This is a genomic window from Micromonospora mirobrigensis (assembly GCF_900091555.1).
GTDB lineage: Bacteria > Actinomycetota > Actinomycetes > Mycobacteriales > Micromonosporaceae > Micromonospora > Micromonospora mirobrigensis.
Genome location: NZ_FMCX01000004.1, coordinates 1 through 25,504 on the forward strand (window position 1 = coordinate 1; position 25,504 = coordinate 25,504).

26 protein-coding genes and 1 tRNA gene are annotated in these 25,504 nt (G+C 73.7%); 18 read left to right on the plus strand and 9 right to left on the minus strand.

The window, feature by feature from the left end:
• Positions 1 to 303: 303 nt before the first annotated feature.
• A complete protein-coding gene (locus tag GA0070564_RS14495) occupies positions 304 to 1,767 on the minus strand; it encodes an MFS transporter (protein WP_091609185.1) in 1,464 nt (487 codons plus the stop codon).
• Between the two features lie 71 nt (positions 1,768 to 1,838).
• Entirely contained in the window at positions 1,839 to 2,075 is a 237-nt protein-coding gene (locus GA0070564_RS14500; protein WP_091609186.1) for a hypothetical protein, read from the minus strand.
• Positions 2,076 to 2,225: 150 nt separating this feature from the next.
• Here GA0070564_RS14500 and GA0070564_RS14505 point away from each other — a divergent pair, with 150 nt between their 5' ends.
• On the plus strand, positions 2,226 to 3,362 hold the full coding sequence (locus GA0070564_RS14505; RefSeq protein WP_091609187.1) for a geranylgeranyl reductase family protein: 1,137 nt from the start codon (positions 2,226 to 2,228) through the stop codon (positions 3,360 to 3,362).
• A 35-nt stretch (positions 3,363 to 3,397) separates the two neighbouring features.
• The gene (locus GA0070564_RS14510; protein ID WP_091609188.1) at positions 3,398 to 3,583 is read left to right on the plus strand and encodes a hypothetical protein; all 186 of its coding nucleotides are present in this window, start codon (positions 3,398 to 3,400) and stop codon (positions 3,581 to 3,583) included.
• A gap of 64 nt (positions 3,584 to 3,647) precedes the next feature.
• Here the strand turns inward: GA0070564_RS14510 and GA0070564_RS14515 are convergent, their stop codons facing one another.
• The 3 genes from GA0070564_RS14515 to GA0070564_RS14525 all read right to left on the minus strand — a co-directional run bounded on the left by GA0070564_RS14515 (position 3,648) and on the right by GA0070564_RS14525 (position 6,592).
• Positions 3,648 to 5,438 carry a bifunctional metallophosphatase/5'-nucleotidase gene (locus GA0070564_RS14515; RefSeq protein ID WP_091609189.1) on the minus strand — a complete coding sequence of 597 codons (1,791 nt, stop codon included), beginning with the start codon at positions 5,436 to 5,438 and terminating at the stop codon, positions 3,648 to 3,650.
• Positions 5,439 to 5,594: 156 nt separating this feature from the next.
• Positions 5,595 to 6,254 (minus strand): nucleotidyl transferase AbiEii/AbiGii toxin family protein, encoded by a 660-nt coding sequence (locus tag GA0070564_RS14520; RefSeq protein ID WP_245670002.1) that lies wholly within the window; start codon positions 6,252 to 6,254, stop codon positions 5,595 to 5,597.
• A complete protein-coding gene (locus tag GA0070564_RS14525; protein ID WP_091609191.1) occupies positions 6,251 to 6,592 on the minus strand; it encodes a hypothetical protein in 342 nt (113 codons plus the stop codon). The genes GA0070564_RS14520 and GA0070564_RS14525 overlap by 4 nt, the downstream gene beginning before the upstream one ends.
• 631 nt (positions 6,593 to 7,223) lie before the next feature.
• Between GA0070564_RS14525 and GA0070564_RS14530 the strand changes: the two genes are divergently transcribed.
• The 9 genes from GA0070564_RS14530 to GA0070564_RS14570 all read left to right on the plus strand — a co-directional run bounded on the left by GA0070564_RS14530 (position 7,224) and on the right by GA0070564_RS14570 (position 17,803).
• Complete coding sequence (locus GA0070564_RS14530) at positions 7,224 to 7,814, plus strand: hypothetical protein (RefSeq protein WP_091609192.1); 591 nt, start codon at positions 7,224 to 7,226, stop codon at positions 7,812 to 7,814.
• A gap of 580 nt (positions 7,815 to 8,394) precedes the next feature.
• A complete protein-coding gene (fdh, locus tag GA0070564_RS14540; protein WP_281182156.1) occupies positions 8,395 to 11,691 on the plus strand; it encodes a formate dehydrogenase in 3,297 nt (1,098 codons plus the stop codon).
• Entirely contained in the window at positions 11,691 to 12,857 is a 1,167-nt protein-coding gene (locus GA0070564_RS14545; RefSeq protein ID WP_091609638.1) for a 4Fe-4S dicluster domain-containing protein, read from the plus strand. Before fdh ends, GA0070564_RS14545 begins: the two co-directional genes overlap by 1 nt.
• A complete protein-coding gene (gene nrfD / locus GA0070564_RS14550; RefSeq protein WP_091609195.1) occupies positions 12,854 to 14,080 on the plus strand; it encodes an NrfD/PsrC family molybdoenzyme membrane anchor subunit in 1,227 nt (408 codons plus the stop codon). Before GA0070564_RS14545 ends, nrfD begins: the two co-directional genes overlap by 4 nt.
• Before the next feature lie 44 nt (positions 14,081 to 14,124).
• Positions 14,125 to 14,220: transfer RNA gene (locus GA0070564_RS29310), tRNA-Sec, on the plus strand.
• Positions 14,221 to 14,244: 24 nt separating this feature from the next.
• Entirely contained in the window at positions 14,245 to 15,555 is a 1,311-nt protein-coding gene (gene selA / locus GA0070564_RS14555) for an L-seryl-tRNA(Sec) selenium transferase (RefSeq protein WP_091609196.1), read from the plus strand.
• Positions 15,546 to 17,309: a selenocysteine-specific translation elongation factor gene (gene selB / locus GA0070564_RS14560; protein WP_091609197.1), complete on the plus strand. Its 1,764-nt coding sequence runs from the start codon at positions 15,546 to 15,548 to the stop codon at positions 17,307 to 17,309. The genes selA and selB overlap by 10 nt, the downstream gene beginning before the upstream one ends.
• Positions 17,310 to 17,356: 47 nt before the next feature.
• Positions 17,357 to 17,554 (plus strand): hypothetical protein, encoded by a 198-nt coding sequence (locus tag GA0070564_RS14565; protein ID WP_088971502.1) that lies wholly within the window; start codon positions 17,357 to 17,359, stop codon positions 17,552 to 17,554.
• Positions 17,555 to 17,620: 66 nt separating this feature from the next.
• Positions 17,621 to 17,803: a hypothetical protein gene (locus tag GA0070564_RS14570; RefSeq protein WP_091609198.1), complete on the plus strand. Its 183-nt coding sequence runs from the start codon at positions 17,621 to 17,623 to the stop codon at positions 17,801 to 17,803.
• A 4-nt stretch (positions 17,804 to 17,807) separates the two neighbouring features.
• Here GA0070564_RS14570 and GA0070564_RS14575 read toward each other — a convergent pair whose 3' ends face one another.
• Entirely contained in the window at positions 17,808 to 18,470 is a 663-nt protein-coding gene (locus tag GA0070564_RS14575) for a hypothetical protein (protein WP_091609199.1), read from the minus strand.
• A 129-nt stretch (positions 18,471 to 18,599) separates the two neighbouring features.
• On the opposite strand from GA0070564_RS14575, the gene GA0070564_RS14580 reads away from it, so the two are divergent.
• A complete protein-coding gene (locus GA0070564_RS14580; RefSeq protein WP_091609200.1) occupies positions 18,600 to 18,803 on the plus strand; it encodes a hypothetical protein in 204 nt (67 codons plus the stop codon).
• 12 nt (positions 18,804 to 18,815) lie between these two features.
• Here GA0070564_RS14580 and GA0070564_RS14585 read toward each other — a convergent pair whose 3' ends face one another.
• The 3 genes from GA0070564_RS14585 to GA0070564_RS14595 all read right to left on the minus strand — a co-directional run bounded on the left by GA0070564_RS14585 (position 18,816) and on the right by GA0070564_RS14595 (position 20,447).
• The gene (locus GA0070564_RS14585) at positions 18,816 to 19,280 is read right to left on the minus strand and encodes a hypothetical protein (RefSeq protein ID WP_091609201.1); all 465 of its coding nucleotides are present in this window, start codon (positions 19,278 to 19,280) and stop codon (positions 18,816 to 18,818) included.
• Positions 19,277 to 19,486, minus strand: a complete 210-nt coding sequence (locus GA0070564_RS14590; RefSeq protein ID WP_091609202.1) for a phosphatidylethanolamine-binding protein — start codon at positions 19,484 to 19,486, stop codon at positions 19,277 to 19,279. Before GA0070564_RS14590 ends, GA0070564_RS14585 begins: the two co-directional genes overlap by 4 nt.
• Before the next feature lie 79 nt (positions 19,487 to 19,565).
• Positions 19,566 to 20,447 (minus strand): universal stress protein, encoded by an 882-nt coding sequence (locus GA0070564_RS14595; protein WP_091609203.1) that lies wholly within the window; start codon positions 20,445 to 20,447, stop codon positions 19,566 to 19,568.
• Between the two features lie 171 nt (positions 20,448 to 20,618).
• Here GA0070564_RS14595 and GA0070564_RS14600 point away from each other — a divergent pair, with 171 nt between their 5' ends.
• From GA0070564_RS14600 to GA0070564_RS14625, 6 genes are all read left to right on the plus strand, one after another.
• On the plus strand, positions 20,619 to 21,806 hold the full coding sequence (locus GA0070564_RS14600; protein WP_091609204.1) for a PP2C family protein-serine/threonine phosphatase: 1,188 nt from the start codon (positions 20,619 to 20,621) through the stop codon (positions 21,804 to 21,806).
• A gap of 46 nt (positions 21,807 to 21,852) precedes the next feature.
• Positions 21,853 to 22,329, plus strand: a complete 477-nt coding sequence (locus GA0070564_RS14605) for a MarR family transcriptional regulator (RefSeq protein ID WP_091609205.1) — start codon at positions 21,853 to 21,855, stop codon at positions 22,327 to 22,329.
• A gap of 390 nt (positions 22,330 to 22,719) precedes the next feature.
• Positions 22,720 to 23,289, plus strand: coding sequence for a cardiolipin synthase ClsA (gene clsA / locus GA0070564_RS14610; protein ID WP_425412488.1), 570 nt, complete (start codon positions 22,720 to 22,722; stop codon positions 23,287 to 23,289).
• On the plus strand, positions 23,286 to 24,242 hold the full coding sequence (locus tag GA0070564_RS14615; RefSeq protein ID WP_091609207.1) for a DUF881 domain-containing protein: 957 nt from the start codon (positions 23,286 to 23,288) through the stop codon (positions 24,240 to 24,242). The genes clsA and GA0070564_RS14615 overlap by 4 nt, the downstream gene beginning before the upstream one ends.
• Entirely contained in the window at positions 24,239 to 24,571 is a 333-nt protein-coding gene (locus GA0070564_RS14620; protein ID WP_088971492.1) for a small basic family protein, read from the plus strand. The genes GA0070564_RS14615 and GA0070564_RS14620 overlap by 4 nt, the downstream gene beginning before the upstream one ends.
• Positions 24,572 to 24,580: 9 nt before the next feature.
• Entirely contained in the window at positions 24,581 to 25,504 is a 924-nt protein-coding gene (locus GA0070564_RS14625; RefSeq protein ID WP_091609208.1) for a DUF881 domain-containing protein, read from the plus strand.

A 25,504-nucleotide genomic window follows, 5' to 3' on the forward strand; every position in this document is an offset into this window, starting at 1 on the left:
AGCGGCGTGATGCGTCTTCCCGTGGGTATCAACCCCACCCGTGACCTGGCGCTTCTTGGCTGTCATCCTGGAACCGTCGTCCCTTTCGCTTGCACCGACAGGGTCGGCACGCACCCGCCGGGACGGGCGGACAGGACAGTGACGGGGCCTCTTGCACAGGCTCCTATCAGGTCACGACGCCCCTGCCAGTGACGTGCAGGACGGGGTCACCCGGAACCGATCGACGAATCGCTCAACAGGACAGCAACGTCGGTCAGTCGGTGAGTCAGACCGGACCGGGTGACCCCACCTACATCCTCACTGTCAGTCGGCGGTGCTGGCCCGATGGTCCGCGCGCCGTCCGGCCACGATGTCGACCAGGGCGGCGACCAGGGCGACGGTGATGATCCCGGCGGCCAGCAGCAGCGACTGCCGGAACGCCGCCCCCCAGTCGTTCCGGCTGCTCGCCAGGGACGAGAAGAACAGCGCCCCCACCGAGGCGATGCCGGCGGCCGACCCGATCCGCTGCCCGGTCTGCAACATCCCGGCGCCGCTGCCGGCCTGCGGAACGGGCACCTCGGAAAGCGTCAGCGTCTGGTTCGGGGCGATGACCAGCCCACTTCCCAGCCCGGCCACCAGCAGTGGCCCGGCGGTCAGCAGCGGCACCGAGCCGGAGGGTGATCCGCGCAGCACGAGGACCGTCGCGACCAGCCCCACCACCACCACGAACAGGCCGATGGCGACCAGTGGACGGCCGTACCGGGTGACGACCCGGCCGCCCAGCGCCGACGCCACGGCCGACCCCAACGCGAACGGGGTGATCGCCAGGCCGGCCACCAGCGCGCTGTAGCCGAGACCGTTCTGGAGGTAGAGGGTGAAGATGAAGAAGATCGCGGTGAACCCGCCGAAGTAGACCAGCGCGATCAGCGCGCCCAGGGAGTACGACCGCAGGGTGAGCAGCCGCAGGTCGAACATGGGGGCGGCGGAGCGGGCGTACCGGCGCTCCCAGAGCCCGAAGCCGGCGAGGAACGCCAGGCCGACGGGGATCAGCGCCCACTTCCACGGCCCGCGCCACTGGGTGTGCTGCACCAGTGGCAGCAGCAGCAGCGTCACCCCGAGGCCGAGCAGCAGCACGCCGACCGGGTCCAGCCGGTGTCGGTCCGGTCGGCCGGTGGGGCGGGCGGGCAGCAGCCGCCAGGCCAGCAGCACGGCGAGGATGCCGACCGGGACGTTGACGAAGAACACCCAGCGCCAGCCCTGCTGCTCGCCGCCGACCTGGATGAGCAGGCCGCCGAGCAGCGGCCCGACCGCGGTGGAGATGCCGATCGTCGCGCCGAGCAGGCCGAAGGCGCGACCTCGTTCCGCGCCCCGGAACAGCTGCTGGATCAGGCCACTGACCTGCGGGTTGACCACGCCGGCGGCAGCGCCCTGGAGCAGTCTGGCGGCGATCAGCCACTCCGGTGAGCGGGCCAGTCCGGCCAGCGCGCTGGTGACGGTGAACAACGCGACCCCGAAGACGAAGGCGTTGCGCCGGCCCCGGGCGTCGCCGAACCGGCCGGCGGGCACCAGCACCAGGCCGAAGGTCAGGGCGTAGCCGGACAGCACCCACTGAAGGTCGCTGGGGGTGGCCCCGAGGGCCCGGTCCATCGAGGGCACGGCCACGTTCACGATGCTCACGTCGAGCAGTGTCATGAACGCGGCCACCAGCCCGACGCCGAGCGCCTTCCATCGGCGCCGCTCGTCGTACTGGGGCTCGCTGTCGGCCGCGGTCGGGCGGTCAGCGCTCATCGTGCCACCCGATCTCCGTCGATCATCCACTCCTGACCGCTACCCGGGGCCGTCACCGGCAAACGGCGCCGTCAGGCCATCTGACGCGCACACCACCGGGGGCCGAAGTCCAGGCCCGCCATCGGCGAGTCCTCCCGGTGCAGGAGGTTCTTCTCGGTGAGCGCATGCAGCGGGGCGTGCAGGTCGTCCTCGCTCATCCCGGTCTCCTTGGCGATCTGGTCGGGATAGGGGACGTGACCCCGGGCCTCCAGCGCGGCCACCGCCTGGTAAACCCGTTCCTCGGTCTCCGACAGCCGTACCTGCTGCATCCTGTTCCTCCTCGGCGTGACCCGCCCGGTTCGGTGGGCGGTCTTCGCCCGGCCGGTTACCCCTCCGAACTGCGATGATGCCCACCCGATCGGGGGTTCCGGCCTCCCCGGCGGCCTGCCCGGCCGACGGGCGTGCCCTAGGCTGCACCGGTGGTCGTCTGGGATCTCGCGGTCGTCGGCGGTGGCCCCGCCGGCCTGACCGCCGCGCACGCCGCCGCCCGCGCCGGGGTCCGCACCCTGGTCGTCGAGCGGGCCACCCACCCCCGCTACAAGACCTGCGGCGGCGGCCTGATCGGCACCTCCCTGGCCGAGGTGGCCGACCGGATCGAGGTGCCGGCGCACGACCACGTCGACCGGGTGAGCTTCACCCGGGACGGGCGGCGCGGCTTCACCCGGCAGGGTGGGGAGCCGCTGGTGGCCATGGTCCGCCGGGAGGAGTTCGACGACCGGCTCCGGGCGGCCGCGATCATGGCCGGCGTGGAGGTCCGCGAGGGCGTCGCCGTGCGCGCGCTGGAGGAGGACCCCGAGGGGGTACGCCTGCGTATGGCCGGCGGTGAGCAGGTACGCGCCCGGACCGTGATCGGCGCCGACGGCTCCTCCGGGATCACCTCCCGGCACGTCGGCGTGCGACACCGGCAGGTGGACCTGGGGCTGGAACTGGAGTTGCCCGTCCCACCCGCCGAGCAGCGCCGGTGGCGGGGTCGCCTGCTGCTGGACTGGGGGCCCGTCCCCGGGTCGTACGCCTGGGTCTTCCCCAAGGGCGACCGCCTCACGGTCGGGGTGATCGCGGCGCGCGGGCAGGGCGAGCGGACCCGCGCCTACCTGCGCGACTTCGTCGACCGGCTCGGGCTGGCCGGGGTGACCCCGGAGCACGACTCCGGGCACCTCACCCGCTGCCGGACCGGGGACTCGCCGCTGCGCCGGGGCCGGGTGCTGGTGGTCGGGGACGCGGCCGGCCTGCTGGAGCCGTGGAGCCGGGAGGGGATCAGCTACGCGCTGCGCTCCGGCCGGCTGGCCGGTGAGGCGGTCGCCGCCGACGACCCGGACGGCTACGAGCGGGAGGTACGGCGCCGGCTGGTGCCGGAGATGCGGGCCGGGCACCGGCTGCTGGAGGTCTTCGAGCGACGACCCGACGTCTTCCACGCGCTGCTGGCCACCCCGGTGGGCTGGCGGATGTTCGTCCGGTTCTGCCAGGGCCGCGCCAGCTTCGCCGACACCCTCGGGCGGCGCCCGGTGCGCGCGGCCCTGTCCCTGCTGGATCGGCTCCCCGCTGCCCGGGCCGGGTGATTCCCCTTCTCGACCGGGCGGCGCACACTGTCGGTATGAGCGAGCCGCACGAGTCGTTCACCGACGAGGAGTACGCGTTCCTGCGTCACGTCCGCTTCGGCGAACTGCCCGACCGGGTGCCACCGGAGGACCGGGCCACCGCCTCCGAGACCGAGGCCCGCCGCGACCGGCCCGATCCGATCGGTGGACTTCCCGACTGGGACCTGCGCGCGGGCGGCTGACCGGCGGCGAACGGCCGACGGGCCGCGAACCGGTGTGGTTCGCGGCCCGGCGGGCCCGTACGGGTCAGAAGACCGCAACGCCCTCGCGCACCAGCTTCCAGTTCGGCACGTAGAAGTCGGCCGGGCGGATGACGCCCTTGGCCTGCGCCCAGTCGATCAGCAGCTGGCGGATCTCCTGCTGCTGGTTGTAGACCTGGGTCTTCACGATGCCGGGGAAGTTGCCGCCACCGCTGCGCCGGTAGTTGTTCACCGCGACGACGAACTGCGCGTCGGCCGGAACCGGCGTCTCGGTGCCGGCCAGGACCAGGCGGGTGATCCGCTGGCCGACCGGCTTGGAGATGTCGATGTCGTAGTCGACGCCGGAGATCACGTCGTAGTTGTAGTCCGGCACGTTCAGGTCGTTGATGTTCGCGACGTCGACCGTGGTGCCGACCGGGAAGGTCTTGAAGTACTTCGCCGAGTACTCCAGGTACGCCTTCACCTCGGCGCCGGTCAGCACGACCGCCTCGAGGGTGTTGTCGAAGACGTACAGGCCGGCGACGTCGCGGATCCGCACGTCACCCTGCGGGAAGACCGCCGTGCGGCTGAACGGCGCGGCGATCGAGAGAACCGGCAGGCTCGCGTACGCGGTGCCGGCCAGCGCCTTGCCGACCACCTCGGCCTGGACGTGGTTGATGAAGTCCAGGATCGGGGTGTCCTTGTAGCGGGACTCGACGGCGGAGAGTTCCACCTCGGACTGCGCGACGACCGTGTTGACGTAGTCGACGGTCTTGACGTGCTGGCCGCGTACGGCGGCGAGCACCGCCGGGTCCTCGACCACGGTGTTGGTGTTCAGCAGGGCCGACTTCTTCTCGACCACCCGCCACCGGCCCTTCACCTTGGAGACGGTGAAGTCCATCCGGGACAGGCGCTGGCCCCACTTCGACGGCTCGGTGGTCAGCACCTCGACGCCGGTGGTCGGGTTGGTGACGAACCGCTGCTCGACCGCGTTGTGGGCGTGACCGAACAGGATCGCGTCGATGCCCGGCACCTGCTGGGCGATCAGCGCGACGGGGTTCTCGTTCGGCAGCTCCGGGCCGTAGCTGGAGGTGCCGCTGTCGCCGCCGTGCGCGGAGATGATCACCAGGTCGGCGCCGCGGTCCCGCATGATCGGCACCCACTTGGCGGCGGTCTCCACCATGCCCGGGAAGACCAGCTTGCCCTCGACGTTGCCCTTGTCCCAGATGGCCACGCCCGGGTTGGTCAGGCCGAGGATGCCCACGTTGATGGTGGGGGAGTCCCAGCCGCCGAGGCGCACCTTCTTGATCACGTACGGGGTGTAGGCCGGCTTGCCGGTCGCCTCGTTGACGGCGTTGGCGGCCAGCGCCGGGAAGCCCAGCTGCTCGATCCACTTGGCCAGCAGCGGCAGGCCGTAGTTGAACTCGTGGTTGCCCAGCGTGACGGCGTCGTACCGCAGGATGTTCATCGCGTTGGCCATCGGGTGCGTCTCACCGGTGGCGGTGATCGGCTCCTGCTTGGCGTAGTACGTGGCCAGCGGGGTGCCCTGGATGGTGTCACCGGAGTCGAGCACCAGGGTCGCCTTGCCCTTGCGCTCCGCGCGGATCTGGTTGACCAGGGTGGCCAGCTTGGCGACGCCGACGTCGTTGTGGTCCTTGTCGTCGTACTCGGCGTCCTTGTAGTAGTCCCAGTTGTAGACGTTGCCGTGGGTGTCCGAGGTGCCCAGGATCGTCAGGTCCCAGGTCTTTGGCTGCTTCGGCTTCGCCTCGGCGGGCGCGCCGGCGATCAGGGGAGCGGACGCGGCGGCGGCCGCGACGGCGAGCACCTGGCGGCGCGAGGCGCCGGAGGAGGAGGTCATGCCGTGCCTTTCCATGGGGGTGGAGCGCCTCTACGGGCGCCGTTGCGCACCATAGAACAGCAGGTGTCCCTTCTGCCACAGCCGTGCGCGGTGTTTCACTTCACCGCCGCCAACCGGCACCTGCGTGTAACACCGCGGCTACCTGACGCGGCCCGCTCAGCGGGGCCAGTCCGCCAGCCGTTGCCGCAGCCGCGCCACCTGTGGCGCGTCCAGCCCGTACCGGGCGAACCGGCGGTCGGGAACCCGGTCCAGGTAGCGGCCGGCCTCCCGGACGTCGTCCGGGTCGAGCGCCGGGTCGACCTGCCGGGCCAGCTCCAGCAGCGCCGCCACGTCGTACTGCTCCAGTGCCGCGGCGACGTCGATGTAGTCGCGCACCTCGCGCCGGTTGACCAGCGCCGCGGTCTTGTTGGCGATCAGGTCCCGGACGTCCATCACCGGGCCCAGGTCCATCACCACCGGGCTCCGGTACCGGTCGAGTCGGGCCAGGCTCAGCCGGATCTGCCGGCCGTCGCGGGCGACGACGAAGTCCCGCACGTCCCGGTCGAAACCGGCGAACAGCTCACCCAGCTCACTGTCCGGGTCGGCGGAGCTCACCTCGAACCCGGCCCGCTCCAGCGCCGTACACACGTCGCTGGCGGCCGCCGCGGCGGCCCCCTCCACGTCGGCGAAGAGGTCGACGTCCTCGGTCGGCCGGGTCACCAGCCCGTGCGCCGCCCACGCCACCCCGCCACCGAGGACGAACCGGTGCCGCCCGGCCGCCGACAGGGCCACCCGGGCCACGTCGCGGTAGAACTGGTGCAGGTGGGGAGTGCTCACGCCGCCCGCAGGGCCGGGTGCTCCCGCTCCCACGCCTGGCGTACGCCCCGGGGCAGGTTGAGCATCGGCCAGACCCGGCCCAGCAGTCGCCCGTTGACCAGCTGCCGCAGGTCCTCGGCGCGGGTGGTCTCGCGCAGCACGTTCTCGTACATCCAGAGCAGGTCGTCCGGGTCAGCCAGGTCGAACGTCCGCTCGCTGCTCCACATCAGGCGCACCGGCAGCTCCACCAGGCCGTCGGTGGGACCGGCCAGCTCGGCCAGGGTCCGCGCCACCACGGCGGGACGCCCCGGGCGGGCCAGGAGGGCCACCGGGGGTGCGCTGGGGGAGCGGACCTGCATGCTGTCAGGGTAACCCCGCGCCGGGCCGCAGCGCGCCCACCTGCACCGTCGGCCTTCCGCTGAGCCTTCCGGCTCGGGCCGCGCCGGGCCGCGGCCGCGTGCTCCCCGCCCGCCTGCGGACCTGAGAGCACCAACGACTCACGCCGCACCCGACGCGTGCCGCACCCTGACCGAAGCGAGCGACATGCCGCGATCGGGGTCGGTCCCAGGCGCCGGAGAGCCCGGTACGACCCCAACCGGCCGTGAGGCTGCCGAGCCCGCCGGCCGGCCAACGGCGTGGCGGCGCGGGGCGCTCGCGAACGACGTGCGCCGGCTGGGCGGTCACGGGCCGGATGTCCGTTTCTTCCGGACCGCGCGGTGGAATGGCGGCCGGCCCCGGGCCGTTACACCCTCTGGACGACCGCAGCAGCACCCCCGGCTGCCAGCACCGATGCCCCGACGGATCGGGCCGGGCCCCGGAATGATGTGGGGCCGGCGGTCGTTACACATGGTCGGCCGCCACGACGAGCCCCGCTGGGTCCGTGGCCGTGCCGGACACCAAGACTTTTCCCCTGCTTTTTGAGCGCCTGACGGTGCTTGCGCGTCGCCTGATCCCCCTCGGGTGTCGCGCCAACCCCCAAGGAGCTTCCCCATGAACTCGATGCTGACCAAGAGTGTGCTGGGTATTGCTGGTCTTGCCTTCACCGGTGGTGTGTTCGCCGGTCCGGCTGCCGCTCACGCCGCTGAGCCGGTGCACGCCGCCCCGGTCGCCGCGGTGCAGGCCGACAAGCCGGGCGTGGACGCGAAGGCGCTGATCCCGCACGGTGTGCAGGGCACCCAGTCGAACATCGACCTGAACGACGAGCAGACCGCCAACGCCAAGGCGATCATCGCCGCCACCAAGAAGGCCGGTCTCCCCGAGCGGGCCGCGGTCATCTCGATCGCGACGAGCCTGCAGGAGTCGAAGCTCGAGAACCTCGGCCACCTCGGCGACAAGAACGACCATGACTCGCTGGGCCTGTTCCAGCAGCGTCCGTCCAGTGGTTGGGGCAGCCCGGAGCAGATCACCGACCCGGCCTACTCGACGACCGCGTTCCTGAAGGGTCTGAAGCAGGTCGACGGGTGGCAGGACATGCCCCTGACCGACGCCGCGCAGACGGTGCAGGTGTCGGCCTACCCGGACGCGTACGCGCAGTGGGAGCAGCAGGCCGCCGACCTCGTCGCCCAGCACTGGAACAACTGACCCCAGGCACGAACAACCACGCTGGCCGGCACCCTTGACGGGTGCCGGCCAGCGGCATGTCCCCGGTCAGAGACTCGCCGCACGCCGGGCCCCGGAAACGGCCCACGCGGGCGTACCCGAAAGATGCGCGACCGACGGACGGCAGCCCGACCACACGACGGGCTCGGGGGCGAGCGTCCCCGGCGCAGGGATCAAGCCTGACCGCCCGGAGCCGGGGACGCTCGCCCCCGAGCCCCCAAGCCCAGGACCCCCCCCGCGAGAACAGTGGCAACGCTCACGAGCCGGGCGGAACAACCACGCCCCGAGGTAGGTTGAGTGAGGTGTCGGTGTGTCAAGTGTCCCCGGGCCTCACCTAAATAGCCTTCGCGGAATACCGTTCGGCTGGAGCCGCGTCGCGCCACTCGCCGAGAGGCGACCTGCACACCGGCACCCGTTCCGCCCCCGGCTCCGGCCGGGGGCGGAACTGTTTCCGCACCCGAGCAGCCCGACCGGAAAATGATCTGCCGCTCGAGTCGCGGACCCCCACGCCCTGGCCTATGTTCAGAAGGTCAGCTTCCGGCAGCGTGGAGGAGGTGTCCGGGTGGGGCTGCGGACCTTCATCGAAGGGTGGCCGGTCTACCGGCAACTCACCGGCACCGACCCGTTGGGTCGGGGCGCCGCCGCGCAGTCGGGTCGGTCGGCCGGGCTGACCGCCCGGACCGAGACCGCCGACAGCATGGCCCGTTCGGTCTGCCCCTACTGCGCGGTCGGCTGCGGCCAGCGCGTGTTCGTCAAGGACGGGCAGGTCACCCAGATCGAGGGCGACCCCGACAGCCCGATCTCCCGCGGCCGGCTCTGCCCCAAGGGTTCGGCCAGCAAGAGCCTGGTCACCAGCCCGCTGCGGCAGACCAAGGTCCGCTACCGCCGGCCGTTCGCCACCGAGTGGGAGGACCTGGAGCTCGACGTCGCGGTCGACATGATCGCCGACCGGATCCTCGCCGCTCGCGCGGAGACCTGGGAGGACGTCGACGACGAGGGCCGGCCGCTCAACCGCACGCTGGGCATCTCCAGCCTCGGCGGGGCGACGCTGGACAACGAGGAGAACTACCTCATCAAGAAGCTGTTCACGGCGATGGGGGCACTCCAGATCGAGAACCAGGCCCGTATTTGACACTCCGCCACCGTCCCCGGTCTGGGGGCCAGCTTCGGTCGCGGTGGTGCGACGGACTTCCAGCAGGACGTCGCCAACGCTGACGTCATCGTCATCCAGGGCTCGAACATGGCCGAGGCCCACCCGGTGGGCTTCCAGTGGGTGATGGAGGCGAAGCGCCGCGGCGCCAAGGTCTTCCACGTCGACCCGCGGTTCACCCGCACCAGTGCGGTCGCCGACACGTACCTGCCGATCCGGGCGGGCACGGACATCGCGCTGCTCGGTGGCGTCGTGCGCTACATCCTGGACAACGAGCTCGACTTCCGGGAGTACGTGCTGGCGTACACCAACGCCGCGACGATCGTCAGCGAGCGGTTCGAGGACACCGAGGACGGTGACGGCTTCTTCTCCGGCTTCGACCCGGAGACCGGCAGCTACGTGCAGGACTCCTGGCAGTACGAGGGCCACGAGTCGGACTCCGGCAGCGGGCACACCGCCAAGGAGCGGGACAGCGCGGCCGGGCTGCGGCACGAGTCGCACGGCGCCCAGGTCAGCGGGAAGACCCAGCGGGACGAGACGTTGCAGCATCCGCGCTGCGTCTACCAGATCCTCAAGCGGCACTTCGCCCGCTACACCCCGGAGATGGTGGAACGGGTCTGCGGCATTCCGCGGGAGAAGTTCCTGGAGCTGGCGCAGGCCTGGACGGAGAACTCCGGCCGGGAGCGCACCGGCTGCCTGATCTACTCGGTGGGTTGGACGCAGCACTCGGTGGGCGTGCAGTACATCCGCACCGGGGCGATCATCCAGCTGCTGCTGGGCAACATGGGTCGCCCGGGCGGCGGGGTGCTGGCGCTGCGTGGGCACGCCTCCATCCAGGGCTCGACGGACATCCCGACCCTGTTCAACCTGCTGCCCGGCTACCTGCCGATGCCGCACCACGCCGACCACCGGACCTTCGACGAGTGGGTGGACAGCATCCGTCACCCCGGGCAGAAGGGCTTCTGGGGCAACTCGCGGGCGTACGCGGCCAGCCTGCTCAAGGCGTACTGGGGGGAGAAGGCGACCCCGGAGAACGACTTCTGCTACGGCTACATGCCCCGGATGACCGGCGACCACGGCACCTACCAGCAGGTGCTGAACATGATCGACGGCAAGATCAAGGGCTACTTCCTGCTCGGCCAGAACCCGGCCGTGGGCTCCGCGCACGGGCGCGCCCAGCGCCTGGGCATGGCGAACCTGGACTGGTTGGTGGTCCGCGACCTGTTCATGATCGAGAGTGCCACGTTCTGGAAGAACGGCCCCGAGGTGGCCACCGGGGAGATCGTCCCGGAGCAGTGCCGTACCGAGGTGTTCTTCCTGCCGGCGGCCTCGCACGTGGAGAAGGAGGGCACGTTCACCCAGACGCAGCGGCTGTTGCAGTGGCGGGAGAAGGCCCTCGACCCACCGAACGACGCCCGCTCCGAGCTGTGGTTCTTCTACCACCTCGGACTCAGGCTGCGGGAGAAGCTGGCCGACTCCGACCACCCCCGTGACCGGGCGCTGCTCGACCTGGCCTGGGACTATCCGACCCACGGCCAGCACGCCGAGCCCAGCGCCGAGGCGGTGCTGCGCGAGATCAACGGGTACGACGTGACCACCGGCCGCCCGCTGGCCTCGTTCGCCGAGGCCAAGGACGACGGCTCCACGGCGGTCGGCTGCTGGATCTACACCGGCGTGTACGCCGACGGTGTCAACCAGGCCGCCCGCCGCAAGTCCCGCCACGAGCAGGACTGGGTGGCCGCCGAGTGGGGGTGGGCGTGGCCGGCGAACCGGCGCACCCTCTACAACCGCGCCTCCGCCGACCCGCAGGGCCGGCCGTGGAGCGAACGCAAGCGCTACGTGTGGTGGGACTCCGAGGCCGGCGAGTGGACCGGCCACGACGTGCCGGACTTCGAGAAGACGAAGCCGCCGTCGTACCGGCCGCCGCAGGGCGCCTCCGGGCCGGAGGCGCTCGCCGGTGACGACGCGTTCGTCATGCAGGGCGACGGCAAGGGCTGGCTGTACGCGCCGAGCGGCGTGCTCGACGGCCCGCTGCCGACGCACTACGAGCCGGCCGAGTCGCCGATGCGCAACCCGCTCTACGGCCAGCAGTCCAACCCGATGCGCAAGGTGTACGACCACCCGGTGAACTCGGTGAACCCGAGCCCGCCGCAGGAGCACAGCCAGGTCTTCCCGTACGTGTTCACGGTCAGCCGGCTCACCGAGCACCACACCGCCGGTGGGATGAGCCGGATGGTGCGGCCGCTGGCGGAGCTGCAACCGGAGATGTTCGTGGAGGTGTCGCCGGAGCTGGCCGCCGAGGCGGGGGTGGCGCACCTGGGCTGGGCGCACCTGATCAGCGGTCGCGCGGTGATCGAGGCGAAGGTGCTGGTCACCGACCGGCTCACCCCGCTGCGGGTGGACGGGCGGGTGATCCACCAGCTCTGGCTGCCGTACCACTTCGGCTTCGAGGGCATGGTGACCGGCGACTCGGCCAACGACCTGTTCGGCATCACCCTGGACCCGAACGTGCTGATCCAGGAGAGCAAGATCGGCACCTGTGACGTGCGGCCCGGTCGCCGCCCGACCGGACCGGCGCTGCTCGACCTGGTGGAGGAGTACCGGCGTCGGGCGGGGATCGTCCCGGGTCGGCGACCGCCGATGGTCACCACCGAGGTCCGCCACCCGGCGGGGCCCAGCGACGACGGGCCGAGGGAGAATCCCGAATGATTCCCGACGTCAACAGCCTCTACGGTCCGCTGGACCCGGCGCCGGACGCGGGCTGGTCCGCCGCCGGTCCCCGGATGGGCTTCTTCACCGACACCAGCGTCTGCATCGGTTGCAAGGCGTGCGAGGTGGCCTGCAAGGAGTGGAACGCCGTCCCGGATTCCGGCTTCGACCTGCTGGGCATGTCGTACGACAACACCGGCGCGCTGACCGCGAACTCGTGGCGGCACGTCGCGTTCATCGAGCAGCCGCTGCCGGCGGGGCACCGCACCCCGCCGTTCGCCGGCAACCCGACCGGCGGTTCGGTCAGCGCCGCGTCGGCGGCGGTGGCCGCCGGCACCGGAAACCCGACGGGGACCCAGCCGGGGGTCCCCCCGGGCGCCCCGTCGGCCGCGGCCCGGATGACCGGTGGAGTGCCGGCCGACGTGCTGGGCGCCCCGACCCGCGCCGTCACGGCCAACGGCGCCGGCTCGATGCCGGCCGACGGTGCTCCGGCCGGCTCGGCGGCGGGGAACGGCGCGGCCACCACCAACGGCGCGCAGTTCCTGGGCATGCCGGGCGCGCAGCCCCCCGGCCGGGGCTCCGGCGCCGAGAGCCGCACCGACTTCCGCTGGCTGATGATGTCCGACGTGTGCAAGCACTGCACCCACGCGGCCTGCCTGGACGTCTGCCCCACCGGTTCGCTGTTCCGCACCGAGTTCGGCACGGTCGTGGTGCAGGAGGACATCTGCAACGGCTGCGGCTACTGCATCTCCGCCTGCCCGTACGGCGTCATCGACCAGCGCAAGGACGACGGCCGGGCGTGGAAGTGCACGCTCTGCTACGACCGCCTCGGCGCCGGCATGACCCCGGCCTGCGCGCAGGCCTGCCCCACCGAGTCCATCCAGTACGGCCCCCTCGACGAGCTGCGGGAGCGGGCCGCGCAGCGGGTGGCCGCCCTGCACGAGCGGGGGGTGCCGGAGGCCCGGCTCTACGGACACGACCCGACCGACGGCGTCGGCGGTGACGGCGCGTTCTTCCTGCTGCTCGACCAGCCGGAGGTGTACGGCCTGCCGCCGGACCCGGTGGTCACCACCCGGGACCTGCCCCGGATGTACAAGCGGGCCGGGCTGGCCGCCCTGGCCATGGCGGCGGCGGCCGTCGCCGCCTTCGTCGGAGGTTCATCGTGAGTCCGGACCGCGCCCCGGTCGGCGCCCTGTTCCGTCGCTTCCGCGACCGGCTCGCCAGCGAGGGGCCGGAGCGGCCCAGCGTCTCCGGTGGCCACGGCGCGAAGCAGAGCGGCCGGTTCGCCGAGGCGGGCGGCAGCCGGGCCACGGGCACCGGCGCGGGGGTCGCCCGCACCGACGCCGGGGCGGCCGAGGCCGGACTGGCCCCGCAGCCACCCCGGGACGTGCCACCGACGGAACGACGGCGCGGCGGCCGACGCAAGGGCGGCGGCGGGGAGCAGCTCAACGTCCCGCCCGCCGAGTTCACCTCCTACTACGGGCGGCCCGTGCTCAAGGCGCCGGTGTGGAAGTGGGACATCGCGGCGTACCTGTTCACCGGCGGTCTCGCGGCCGGCTCGTCGCTGCTGGCCGCCGGCGGGCAGCTCACCGGTCGGCCGGCGCTGCGCCGGGCCGGACGGGTCACCTCCCTGGCGGCGGTCACCACCAGCGCGTACTTCCTCATCAACGACCTGGGCAGGCCGAGCCGGTTCCACCACATGCTGCGGGTGGCGAAGCTGACCTCGCCGATGTCGGTGGGTACCTGGATCCTGAGCGCCTTCGGCCCGGCCGCCGGGGTGGCGGCCATCGCCGAGGCGGCGCCCTGGCTGCCCGAGCGGGGTGTGCTCGGCCTCGGCCGCCGACTGCTGCCCCCGGTGGGGCACGCCGCCGGGCTGGCCGCCGCGGCCACCGCGCCGCTGCTGGCCACGTACACCGGGGTGCTGCTGGCCGACACGGCCGTGCCGTCCTGGCACGAGGCGTACCCGGAACTGCCGATGATCTTCGCGGGCAGCGCGCTGGCCAGCGGCGCCGGCGTGGGCCTGCTCACCGCCCCCACCGACCAGGCCGGCCCGGCACGGCGGTTCGCGGTGGCCGGCGCGGCCATGGAGCTGTGGGGCTCCCACCGGGTGGAGAACCGCCTCGGCCTGCTCAGCGAGCCCTACGCCGAGGGCACCCCCGGCAGGCTGCTGAAGGCCGGGCGGGCGTTGACCGCAGCCGGCGTGGTCGGCGCGCTGATCGGCCGGCGCAACCGGGCGCTGTCCGCGGTCTCCGGCGCGGCGCTGCTCGCCGCGTCGGTCTGCACCCGGTTCGGCATCTTCCACGGCGGCGTGGCCTCGGCGAAGGACCCGCGCTACACGGTGGTGCCGCAGCGGGAACGCGCCGACCGGCGGGCCGCCGAGCAGGGCTGACCCGAGCCGAGCGGCGCCGGGCGGGCTGTGGTTGACTGCTGCGTGGAGGCGTTCAGGCGGCTGGTGCCCCTCCCGGTCTTCAAAACCGGTGTGGTCCGGGATCCGGGCCAGGCGGGTTCGATTCCCGTCCGTCTCCGCCAAGCTGGCCCTGTGGAGATGACGTGATGCGCGACGGCCCGGCCGACCCGCGGCGGCGGGTGCCGCGCACCGACGCGCTGCTCGCCGACCCCGACCTCGCCGCCGCGGCGGACGCCCTCGGCCGGGACCGGGTGAAGGCCGCGATCACCGCCGCGCAGGACCGCGCCCGCCGTGGGGAGATCACCCCCGAGCGGGTACGCGACGCCGCGCTGGCCGCCGTCGCCACCGCCGCGCCCCGCGCGGTGCTCAACGCCACCGGCGTCGTGCTGCACACCAACCTCGGCCGGGCCCCGCTGTCGGCGCCGGCCGTCGACGCGGTGGTCGCCGCCGCCGGGCACACCGACGTGGAACTGGACCTGGCCACCGGCCGGCGGGCCCGACGCGGCCGGGACGCCCTCGACGCGCTCGCCGCCGCGGTGCCCGACGCCGGCGCGGTGCACGTCGTCAACAACGGCGCCGCCGCCCTGGTCCTCGCCGCCACCGCCCTCGCCGCCGACGCGGAGATCGTGGTCAGCCGGGGTGAGCTGGTCGAGATCGGCGACGGGTTCCGCCTGCCCGACCTGCTGGAGAGCACCGGCGCCCGACTGCGTGAGGTCGGCACCACCAACCGCACCACGCTGGCCGACTACGCCGCCGCGCTCGGCCCGCGGACCGGCTTCGTGCTCAAGGTGCACCCGTCGAACTTCCTGGTCACCGGCTTCACCTCGGCGGTGGCCGTCCGCGAGCTGGCGACCCTGGGTGTGCCCGTGGTCGCCGACATCGGCTCCGGACTGCTCACCCCGGACCCGCTGCTGCCCGACGAGCCGGACGCCGCGACCACCCTGCGCGCCGGCGCGCACCTGGTCACCGCCAGCGGCGACAAGCTGCTCGGCGGGCCGCAGGCCGGCCTGCTCCTCGGCGACACCGACCTGGTCGAGCGGCTGCGCCGGCACCCGCTGGCCCGGGCGCTGCGGGTCGACAAGCTCACCCTGGCCGCGCTCGCCGGCACCCTGCACGGGCCGACCACCCCCACCCGCTCCGCCCTGCACGCCGACCCGGCGACGCTGCGCCAGCGGGCCGAGCGCCTGCGCGACGCCCTCGGCATCGACGGCCGCAAGGCCGAGGTGGTGCCCTGCGCCTCCGTGGTCGGCGGCGGCGGCGCACCCGGCGTCGAACTGGACTCGTGGGCGCTGAGCCTGCCCGAGTCGTACGCCGAACCGCTGCGCACCGGCGAGCAGCCCGTCCTCGGCCGGGTGGTACGCGGGCGGCTGCTGTTGGACCTGCGCTGCGTACCGGCCGAGGCCGACGGGACACTGCGGACGGCGATCCTGCGGGTGGGTGAGCAGCCGTGTGGGTGATCGCCACGGCCGGGCACGTCGACCACGGCAAGTCCACCCTGGTGCGGGCGCTGACCGGGATGGAACCGGACCGGTGGGCCGAGGAACGCCGCCGGGGCATGACCATCGACCTCGGGTTCGCCTGGACGACGTTGCCCGACGGCGGCACCGTCGCCTTCGTCGACGTACCCGGGCACGAGCGGTTCGTGCCGAACATGCTGGCCGGGGTCGGGCCGGTGCCGGCGGCGATGCTGGTGGTCGCCGCGGACGAGGGCTGGATGCCGCAGTCGACCGAACACCTGGCGGCGCTGCACGCGCTCGGCGTCTCCGCCGGCCTGCTGGTGGTCACCCGCGCCGACCTGGCCGACCCGGGCCCGGCGCTGGCCCAGGCCCGGGAGCGGCTCGCCGGCACCTCGCTTCGGTCCGTGCCGGCGGTCGCGGTCAGCGGCGCCACCGGTGCGGGCCTGCCGCAGCTGCGCGCCGCGCTGGAGCGGCTGGTCGCCGCCCTGCCCGCGCCGGTGCCCGACGCGCCGGTGCGGCTCTGGGTGGACCGGTCGTTCACCATCCGGGGCAGTGGCACCGTGGTCACCGGCACCCTCGGCGCCGGCCGGTTGCGGGTCGGCGACCAGCTGGAGCTGGCCGGCACCGGTGAGCCGGTCCGGGTACGCGGCCTGCACTCGCTGGGTGCCGCGCACGACGAGGTCGACGCGGTGGCCCGGGTGGCGGTGAACCTGCGCGGGGTGTCCCGGGACCGGTTGGCCCGCGGCGACGCCCTGCTCACCCCCGGCCGGTTCGGCCGTACCGACCTGGTCGACGTCCGGCTCGCCGGCGACCCGGCCGCCGAGCTGCCCGCCACCCTGACCCTGCACGTCGGCTCGGCGGCGGTGCCGGTGCGGGTCCGCCCGCTCGGCCCGGACACCGTCCGGCTGCGGCTGGCCCGGCCGCTGCCGCTGCTCGTCGGCGACCGGGCGCTGCTGCGCGACCCCGGCCGGCACCACGTCGCCGCTGGGGTGACCGTGCTGGACGTGGCACCGCCGCCGCTGGCCCGCCGGGGCGCCGCCACCGCCCGGGCCACCGTGCTGGCCGGGCTGGACGGCCGCCCCGACCTCGCCGGCGAGTTGCGCCGCCGGCACCTGGTCCGGGCCGGGGAGCTGACCCGGATGGGCGTCCCGGTCGACCTCGCCCCGGTCGCCGGAGACTGGCTGGCCGACCCCGGCCACTGGCGTCGCCTCGGCGCCCGGCTCACCGAGGAGGTCACCCGGTACGCCCGCGCGCACCCGCTGGAGCCGGGGATGCCGCTGGAGGCCCTCCGGCAGCGCCTCGACCTGCCCGACCGGGCCCTGGTGGAGGCGCTGCTGCGCCCGCCGCTGCGGCTGCGCGACGGCCGGGTCACCGCGACCGCCACCGACACCCTGCCCGAGCCGGTGGCCCGGGCCGTCGACCGGGTCCGCGCCGAGTACGGCGACCGCCCGTTCCGGGCCCCCGAGGCCGACCGCCTGGCCGACCTGGGGCTGGGCCCCCGGGAGATCGGCGCCGCCGTGCGGGCCGGCGCCCTGCTGAAGCTGGCCGAGAACGTGGTGCTGCTGCCCGGCGCGGTCGACGACGCGGTACGCGTGCTGGCCCGGCTGCCGCAGCCGTTCACCCTCAGCGCCGCCCGGCAGGCCCTGGACACCACCCGCCGGGTGGCGGTGCCGCTGCTGGAGCTGCTGGACCGCCGGGGCGCCACCCGCCGGCTGCCCGACGACGCCCGCGAGGTGGTCACTCCGGCGGGGTGACCCGTCATCCGGGCCCGCGACTGCGGGCCGTCACCTACCGTGACGCCATGGACCCTTCGGCGGTCTGGCGGGACAAGAACCACCGGTGGCGGATCGAGGCGTACCGGGCGCCGGACCTGCGGTTCGCCATCTTCGCCACCAACGGCCCGACCGAGTCCGCGCCGCTGTGGCTGTTCGGCATGTCGGCGCTGGCCCGCTGGCTGATGACGCACGCCATCTCGCTGGACGACCTGGAGACCGACTGAACCACCATCGGGTGACCGGTCCGGAAAACGCCGACCGGGCAACGGGCCGGCCGTACCGTCCGGGTCGTGAAGGACCAAGGGATACGCAAACTCCTCGCCGTCCTCGCCGGCCTGGCGGTGATCTACTTCGGGGTGAGCGGACGCAGCAGCGACGAGCGCGGCCTCTCCGGCGGCCTGGTGCTGCTGGCGGTCGCCGCGGCCCTGCTGGTGTGGCACCTGACCAAGCCGGGGGACAAGCCGGCCAAGTGACGCCTCAGCGGGCCGTCGCGGTGGCGACGGTCCGGTTCACCTCACCCGCGGACTCCTCACCGAGGGCCACCCGGACCAGGGCCGAGGCGAACCGGCCGAACTCGCCCTCGGGGACCAGCCCGGCCAGGCCGCGCGGGTTCGCCGGCAGGCCGAGGCGTTGCGCGCCGGCCAGCGCGCGGCGGTCGGCGTACGGGCGGACGTCGGGCCAGACCGCCTGCACCTCGCGCAGGAAGATGTCCGCGCCGGTGGGGCCGATGCCGGGGAACTCGGTCAGCAGCCGGCGCAGCGCCGTCGGATTCCCGCCGCCCTCCCGGTGCAGCCGCCGCAGGTCGCCGTGCCAGCGGTCCAGGCACAGGCGCGCCCCGGTGCCCAGCATGGTGGCGGTCCGCTCGTCGTAGCGGCGGTAGTGCCCGCGACCCAGCGCGTCCACCCGCTCCTGCCAGCCGGTCGCCTCCATCGCCTGCGGCGTACGGCAGCCGGCGGCGAAGAGCTCCCGGGCGGCGGCCACCGCCACCGAGGCCCGGATCCGGGTGCTCAGCAGGGTGGTCAGCACCAGCAGCTGGTACAGCGGGCCCGGCCGGTCGGCCAGCCCGATGCCGGCCTCCTGCGCGTACGTGCGGCCCTGCCGCTCCAGCAGGATCCTGGCGGTCGTCCGGTCGTCACCCATCCCTGCCGAGTACCCGCCCCGGCCCCGGGCAGACGCCCCGACGGGACCGGAATGCGCCCGGCGGGGCCGGGTACGCGGCCGGTGGCGCACGGCCGACGCCGTGTGCTCCCACCGGGGAAGGAGAGACCTGTGGTCAAGCCGCAGCAGGAGGAGTTGCGCCGCAACGACAAGGGCGCGACCAGCCAGGACAGCAAGGGCCCCCGGGCGAGCGGCCATCCGCTCAACCGGGGGACCTCGAACGCGGACGTCGGGCGGCCGGTGCCCAAGGGGCAGGTGTCGCCGTACGGGCCGGCCGGTGAGCCGGTGGCCGACGACGAGAGCGACCGGGGCTGACGCCCGACCCGGTCACGCCGGCGGTCGCAGCCTCCGCAGGGTGGCTGCGGCCGCCGCCCCGTACGCCAGGTGCGGAACCAGGTCGGCGATCCACCCGGACCGCCCCCAGGTGCGCGGGTCGGTGACGCCCAGGACGGTCATCGAGCCGTCGGAGGCGGCCATCACCCCACCGCCGAGCAGCGCCACGGCCAGCGGGGCGGGCACCCGCCGGTCACCGGCGAGCACCGCGTACACCGTGCCGGCGGCGATGCCGGTGGCGTAGCCGAGCACGGGCCCGAGGCCCGAGCGGCGGTTGGCCGCCCGCTCCCCGGACCCCAGGTCGACGTGGGCCACCCCGGCCAGCCGGCCGGCGGTCTCCTCGGGGGTGCCGCTGGCCGGGCGGGCCCGCAGCGCCATGTCGAGGTAGCTGACCACGTTGAGCACCGCGCTGCCCACCGCCCCGGCGATCGCCCCGTCCAGCGCCCGGGACGTCCTCACTTCGGGTCGCCCGGTTCGCGTTCGCCCTTCGGGCCGTAGGTGCGCTCGCCCCGGACCACACCCCGTTGGCCGCGATCCTCCTGGAGGATCCGGTTCGCCACCTGGTTGGCCTCCTGGTCCGCCGCGCGTCCCGAGTTCTCGATCAGATCCCGCAGGCGGGCCCGCTCCTTGTCGTACGCGTTGCTGCCCGGCCGTGGTCCTGGCATCGCTGCCTCCTCCGGTCGTCGTCGCCGTTGCGGCGTACGCCCGGGGTCTACCCGTTCTGGCCTGACCCCAACGTGGTGCTCAGGCGGGGGACCGGACCACCGCCACCGGGCAGTCGGCGTGGTGCAGCACCCCGTGGCTGACCGAGCCGAGCAGCAGCCCGCTGAGCTCGCCGTGACCCTGCCCGCCGACGACGACGAGCTGGGCCCGGCGGGACGCCTCGGTGAGCGCGGCCACCGGCCGGCCCCGGGTGACCGCCCGGCCGACCGACAGCCCCGGGTGCCGGTCGGCGAGGCCGGCCAGCGCCTCGGCGACCACCCGGTCCTCCTCGCCGCGCAGCTGGTGCTCCTCGTACACCAGGGGCTGCATGTCGCCCGGGCCGCTGGAGGCGGGGTGCCGGTAGGCGTGCACCGCATGCAGCGCGGCGCCGCGCAGCACCGCCTCCTCGGCGGCGAACGCCACGGCGGCGTGCGACGACGGGGAGCCGTCCACGCCCACCACGACCGGCCCGTCGCTCCGCTCGGCGCCGCGCACGACCAGCACCGGACAGTCGGCGTGCGTGGCGACCTGGATCGCCACCGAGCCGACGACCAGGGCGGTGAAGCCGCCCAGACCACGGTCGCCGAGCACCGTCAGCACGGCGGTGGGGGTCTCGCCGAGCAGCACCGCGGACGCCTCGCCGTCGATGATCTCCCCGGTGACCCGGACGTCGGGCGCCGCCTGTCGCGCGACGTCCACCGCCGCGGCGACCAGGTCCTCGGCCTGGTGACGCAGGCCACCGCGGGGCGGACCCTCGGTCAGCGGCGTGATCGGCACGTGCAGCAGCGGCCAGATGAACCCGTGGACCACCCGCAGTGGCCGGCCCCGCCGGTCCGCCTCGACGGCGGCCAGCCGCACGGCCCGCAGCGCGGACTCGGAGCCGTCCACGCCGACCACCACGGCCGCGCCGTCCGCCGAGTTCACACCGCACCTCCTGGCCCTGGTAGGTCCCGGGTCAGTATCCCGGGCCGGACCCGGCCCCGGCGGCCATACCGCGACACCGCCCCGGCGGTGCGCCGGACGGGGTGGCCGGGGCTGTCGGGGAGGCTTCGTATGATGCTTGCTCTGATGCAAGAATCTGCCCCGGAGGACGACATGCCGCACGCGCCCGGACCGGTGTCGCGCGCTCTCCGCGAGGCTCCACCCGACCAGTTGGTGGAGGCCGCCGACCGCGCCGTCCGGTCCGCGCTGGACGCGTCGCGGACGGACGTGTTCATCGCCGACTACCGCATCTCCGGTCTGTGGCCGGTGCTCGACCCTGAGCTGCCCGCGGCCGGCTTCCTGGCCTGCCACACGGTCGCGCAGCGCTGCTTCAGCAGCCAGCAGCCGGTGCACGACGTCGACGAGCAGGGGCGCTGCCGGCTCTACCTGCCGTTGACCACCTGGGGTGAGCGGCTCGGCGTGCTGCTGATCGAGCTGCCGCGCGCCCCGGACGCCGCCACGGTGCAGGTCACCGTGGACATCGCCGGGGACCTGGCGGTGGCGTTGCGGGCGGCGGACCGGGAGACCGACCGGTACCGGCGGGTACGCCGGCGGGAGCGGCTCAGCATGGCCGCCGAGATGCAGTGGGACCTGCTGCCCGGGCGCAGCGTGACGCACGGCGCGTTCCTGCTGGCCGGGCAGTTGGAGCCGGCGTACACGGTGGGCGGCGACCACTTCGACTGGTCGGTCGACGGGGACCGGCTCACGGTCACGGTGCTCAACGGCGCCGGCACCGGCCTGGCGTCGTCGGTGTTGACCGCGGTGACGGTGAACGCGATGCGCAACGCCCGCCGCTCCGGCGGGACCCTGGTCGAGCAGGCCGAGCTGGCCTCGGACACGATCTTCTATCAGCACCGGGGGAGTCGGAACGTGCCGACGCTGCTGCTGGAGCTGGACACCGGCACGGGGCGCGCCCGGGCGGTGGACGCCGGGTCGCCGCACCTGATGCGGCTGCGGGCCGGGGTGGTGACCCGGATCGAGCTGGAGCAGCAGCTGCCGCTCGGGATGTTCGCCGATACCCGGTACGCCGCCCAGGAACTCCAGGTCGAGCCGGGGGACCGGCTCTTCGTGGTCAGCGACGGGGTGTACGCGGCCACTCCGGACGGTGCCGAGCCGTACGGGCACCGGTCGATGGCCCGGGCGATGCGGTCGACTCGGCTGCAACCGGCGGCCGAGGCAGTTGGTACGGTGATGCGGGAACTGCACGCCTACCACGCCGAAGCCGATCTGCGCGACGACGCGGTCGTCGTCTGTCTGGACTGGCGCGGTTCCGCTGGTCGGGACGGCGGTTGGCAGCGGTAACCGGCCGGCAGCGGAACACGGGCGTGACGATCGCAGGGGACATCGGGTGGAGCGACCTCCGAATCTAGCCGCGGCGATCGATGCTGCTGCCGAGGCGCTGCTCGGCGTGCTCGACGGCGCCGGTTCGCGGCACTCGGTGCCGGTGTCGCCGACCCAGCTGCGGGTGCTCTCGCTGATCAGCGGCCGTCCCGACATCAACGTCAACCGCCTGGCCGAGCTGCTCGACGTCGTACCCTCGTCGGCCAGCCGGCTCTGCGACCGGCTGGAGGCCACCGGCCTGCTGCGTCGGGTGGCCGACCCGAGGGACCGGCGCGAGGTCCGGCTGATCCCCACCGCTGCGGCGGAGACCCTGTTGCGGGAGCTCAAGGAGCGCCGGCACCAGGCCGTGCAGGCGGTGCTGGACCGGATGCCCCAGCGGGTGCAGCACGAGTTGCTGCTGGCGCTGCTGGCGTTCGGTCAGGCGGCGGCGCTGAGCCCGGTGGGCGTGCCGGTGGAGACCGATCCGGCGGCTCGTACGGCCTGAGCCCGTCCCGCCGGCCAGGGCCCGGAGGCCGGTTCAGTCCCCGACTAGCGTCCTAGGATGCTTTACGGGTGGTGACCCACCGCACAATCGACCGGCACACGCGCCGACACCGACAAAGCGGGAGCCGGGCAGCGGACGTGAGCCCGATATAGTGGCAACGCAATTTCACCGACCCGCGGTCGCTCCGGCCGTCGGGTCGCCGGGGGAGATCCCGTGTTCGGGATCGCAGAGGGTGCCGGTGGACGTCGGCCGGCCCGCTTACGCGCATGTCCCACGCAGCGCCCGGTGCGCCGGGCGTCGGAGGGTGCTGCGAGGGGAGGTTCGGTGTCGCGTCCACAGGCTCGGGATGAGCACCCGGCGCCGCAGGCGGTCGCCGCGCGGGACCGGGTCCTGACCGTGCCCAACCTGATCAGCTTCGTGCGCCTGCTGGGCGTACCGCTCTTCCTCTGGCTCTTCCTGGTCGTCCGCGCCGACGTGGCCGCCGTGGTGGTGCTGGCCATCGGCGGTACCACCGACTGGGTGGACGGTTGGGTGGCCCGGCGCCTGGGCCAGGTGAGCCGGCTCGGTGAGCTGCTCGACCCGTTCGCCGACCGGCTCTACATCCTGGCCACCCTGTTGGCGTTCACCGCCCGCGACGTGGTGCCGTGGCAGTTCACCGCCGCGCTGCTCGCGCGGGAGTTGCTGCTGCTCGGGTCGCTGGCGGTGCTGCGCCGCTACGGCTACGGCCCGCCGCCGGTGCACTACGTCGGCAAGACGGCGACCTTCCTGCTGCTGGCGGCGTTCCCGATCCTGCTGCTGGCGGCCTCGGCGCCGGCGGCGGCGACCGCGGCCGGCGCGATCGGCTGGGGGCTGGCCTGGTGGGGTCTGGTCCTCTACTGGGCGGCCGGGGCGATGTACGTGGTGCAGGCGAGCCGCCTGGTCCGGGCGGTACGGGACGGTTCCGGAGGGGTGACGGCGTGAGCGACGGCTCCGGGGAGGGCCGGGGTCCGGCGACGCGGGTGTACGCGCCGGACTTCCTGACCGAGTTGTTCCGCAACCCGTTGGATCCGGGGTACGCCGACGCGGCGGCCGCCCGTCGTCGCGCCGCCCAGGGTTCTCCGTCCTCCGCGGGTGGCTGGCGGGGTGCGTCGGCGCGGGTGGTGAGCCTGCTGGTGACGGTGGCGCTCGGGGTGCTGTTCGTGGTCGCCTACCGGGAGACCGCCGCGGCGGAGCCGGAGCGCAGCCAGACCCGGGCGGGCCTGGTGGAGCAGATCCGGGAGCGGGCCGGGGAGACCGACCGGTTGTCGGTGCGGGCCGACCAGTTGCGTGAGGAGGTCGGCCGGCAGCGGGACGCGGCGCTGGGTGGTTCGCAGGCGGCGCGGCTGCGGGAGCTGGAGGCGGGGACCGGGCTGGGTCGGGTGCGCGGTGACGGTGTGGTGGTGCGGCTGGCCGACGCGGCGCAGGACACCGACGCGGTGACGGGTGCGGGCGCGGGCCCGCCGCGGGTGTTGTACACGGATCTGCAGCGGGTGGCGAACGACCTGTGGGGTGCGGGTGCGGAGGCGATCGCGATCAACGGGCAGCGGTTGACGGCGACGTCGACGATCCGGACGGCGGGGGAGGCGATCCTGGTGGACTTCCGGCCGGTGACGGGGCCGTACGAGGTGTCGGCGATCGGTCCGGGGTCGATGCAGCGCCGGTTCCGGGACAGTCGGGCGGCGCTGTTGATGGAGGAGGTGGCCAGGACGACGGGGTTGTCGTTCGGGGTGCGGGAGGCGGAGGACCTCACCCTGCCGGCCGCCGCGGAGCCGCAGCTACGCTACGCCAGGCCGCCGGTGAGTCCGAGTCCCTCGATCTCGGGCGGTGGTCGTTCGTCGAGTCCCGGGCCGTCCGGTCCGGGTGTGTCTCCCAGCCCCTCCGGAGGTGTCCGATGATCGCGGTGCTGGCGTTGCTCGCCGGTGTGGTGCTCGGGGTGTACCTGGACCCGACGGTGCCCGTCGCGTTGCAGCCGTATCTGCCGATCGCGGTGGTGGCGGCGTTGGACGCGGTGTTCGGTGGGGTGCGGGCGAAGCTCGACCGGATCTTCGACGACAAGCAGTTCGTGGTGTCGTTCATCTCGAACGTGCTGGTCGCTGGCCTGATCGTCTATCTGGGTGACCAGTTGGGTGTGGGTGGTCAGTTGTCGACCGGTGTGGTGGTGGTACTCGGTGTGCGGATCTTCGGCAACGTGGCGGCGATCCGTCGTCACCTGTTCCGGGCGTAGGTTTTCAGCATGAGTGACGACGAGCGCAGCGGCACGGGTACCGGTTGGCCGGAGCCGGTGGAGCCGGCGCGTCCGGAGGGTCCGGCGGGTGAGCCGGATCCTCGGCCGGAGGCGCCGGACGCCGACGAGTTGAGTCCGTTGGCGCCGGTGGGGCCGGCGGTTCCCGCTGAGCGGCCGGCGGACGACGAGCGGCCGGCGGAGGCTGTGGTCGGTGGCGCTGCTGCCGGTGGTGGTCGGGGGCGGTTCAGCGGCGCGTCGGTGATGATCGCGGTGCTGCTGGCGTTGCTGGGTTTCACGCTGGTGGTGCAGTTGCGGACGACGTCGACGGATCCGGCGGCCGGGGCGACCCGGCAGGAGGACCTGGTGCGGATCCTGTCGGACCTGGGGCAGCGGGAGACCCGGCTGCGGCAGGACATCGCGACGCTGGAGGACAGTCAGCGGCAGTTGCGCTCGGGTGAGCAGGGTCGGCAGGCGGCGTTGGAGGAGGCGACGCGGCGGGCGGACGAGCTGGGGATCCTGGCGGGGACGTTGCCGGCGACGGGTCCGGGGTTGACGGTGCGGTTCGAGCCGGGCAGTGGTTCGATCTCGGCGAACCGGGTGTTGGACGCCGTGCAGGAGTTGCGGGGCGCGGGTGCGGAGGCGATGCAGATCTCGGGTGCCGGGGGTACGCCGGCTCGGATCGTGGCGTCGACGTATTTCCTGGACGGGGAGAACGGTGCGCTGGTGGTGGACGGGCGCCGATTGTCGGGTCCGTTTACGATCATGGTGATCGGTGATCCGGCGACGATGCGTACGGCGCTCAACATTCCCGGCGGGGTGGTCGCGTCGGTTCAGGGTGGCGGCGGTAACGTGATCGTCGAGGATCGTGGGACTGTCGAGGTTTCGGCGCTGCATGATCCGTTGAAGCTGGAACACGCCCGTCCGGTCTCGTGA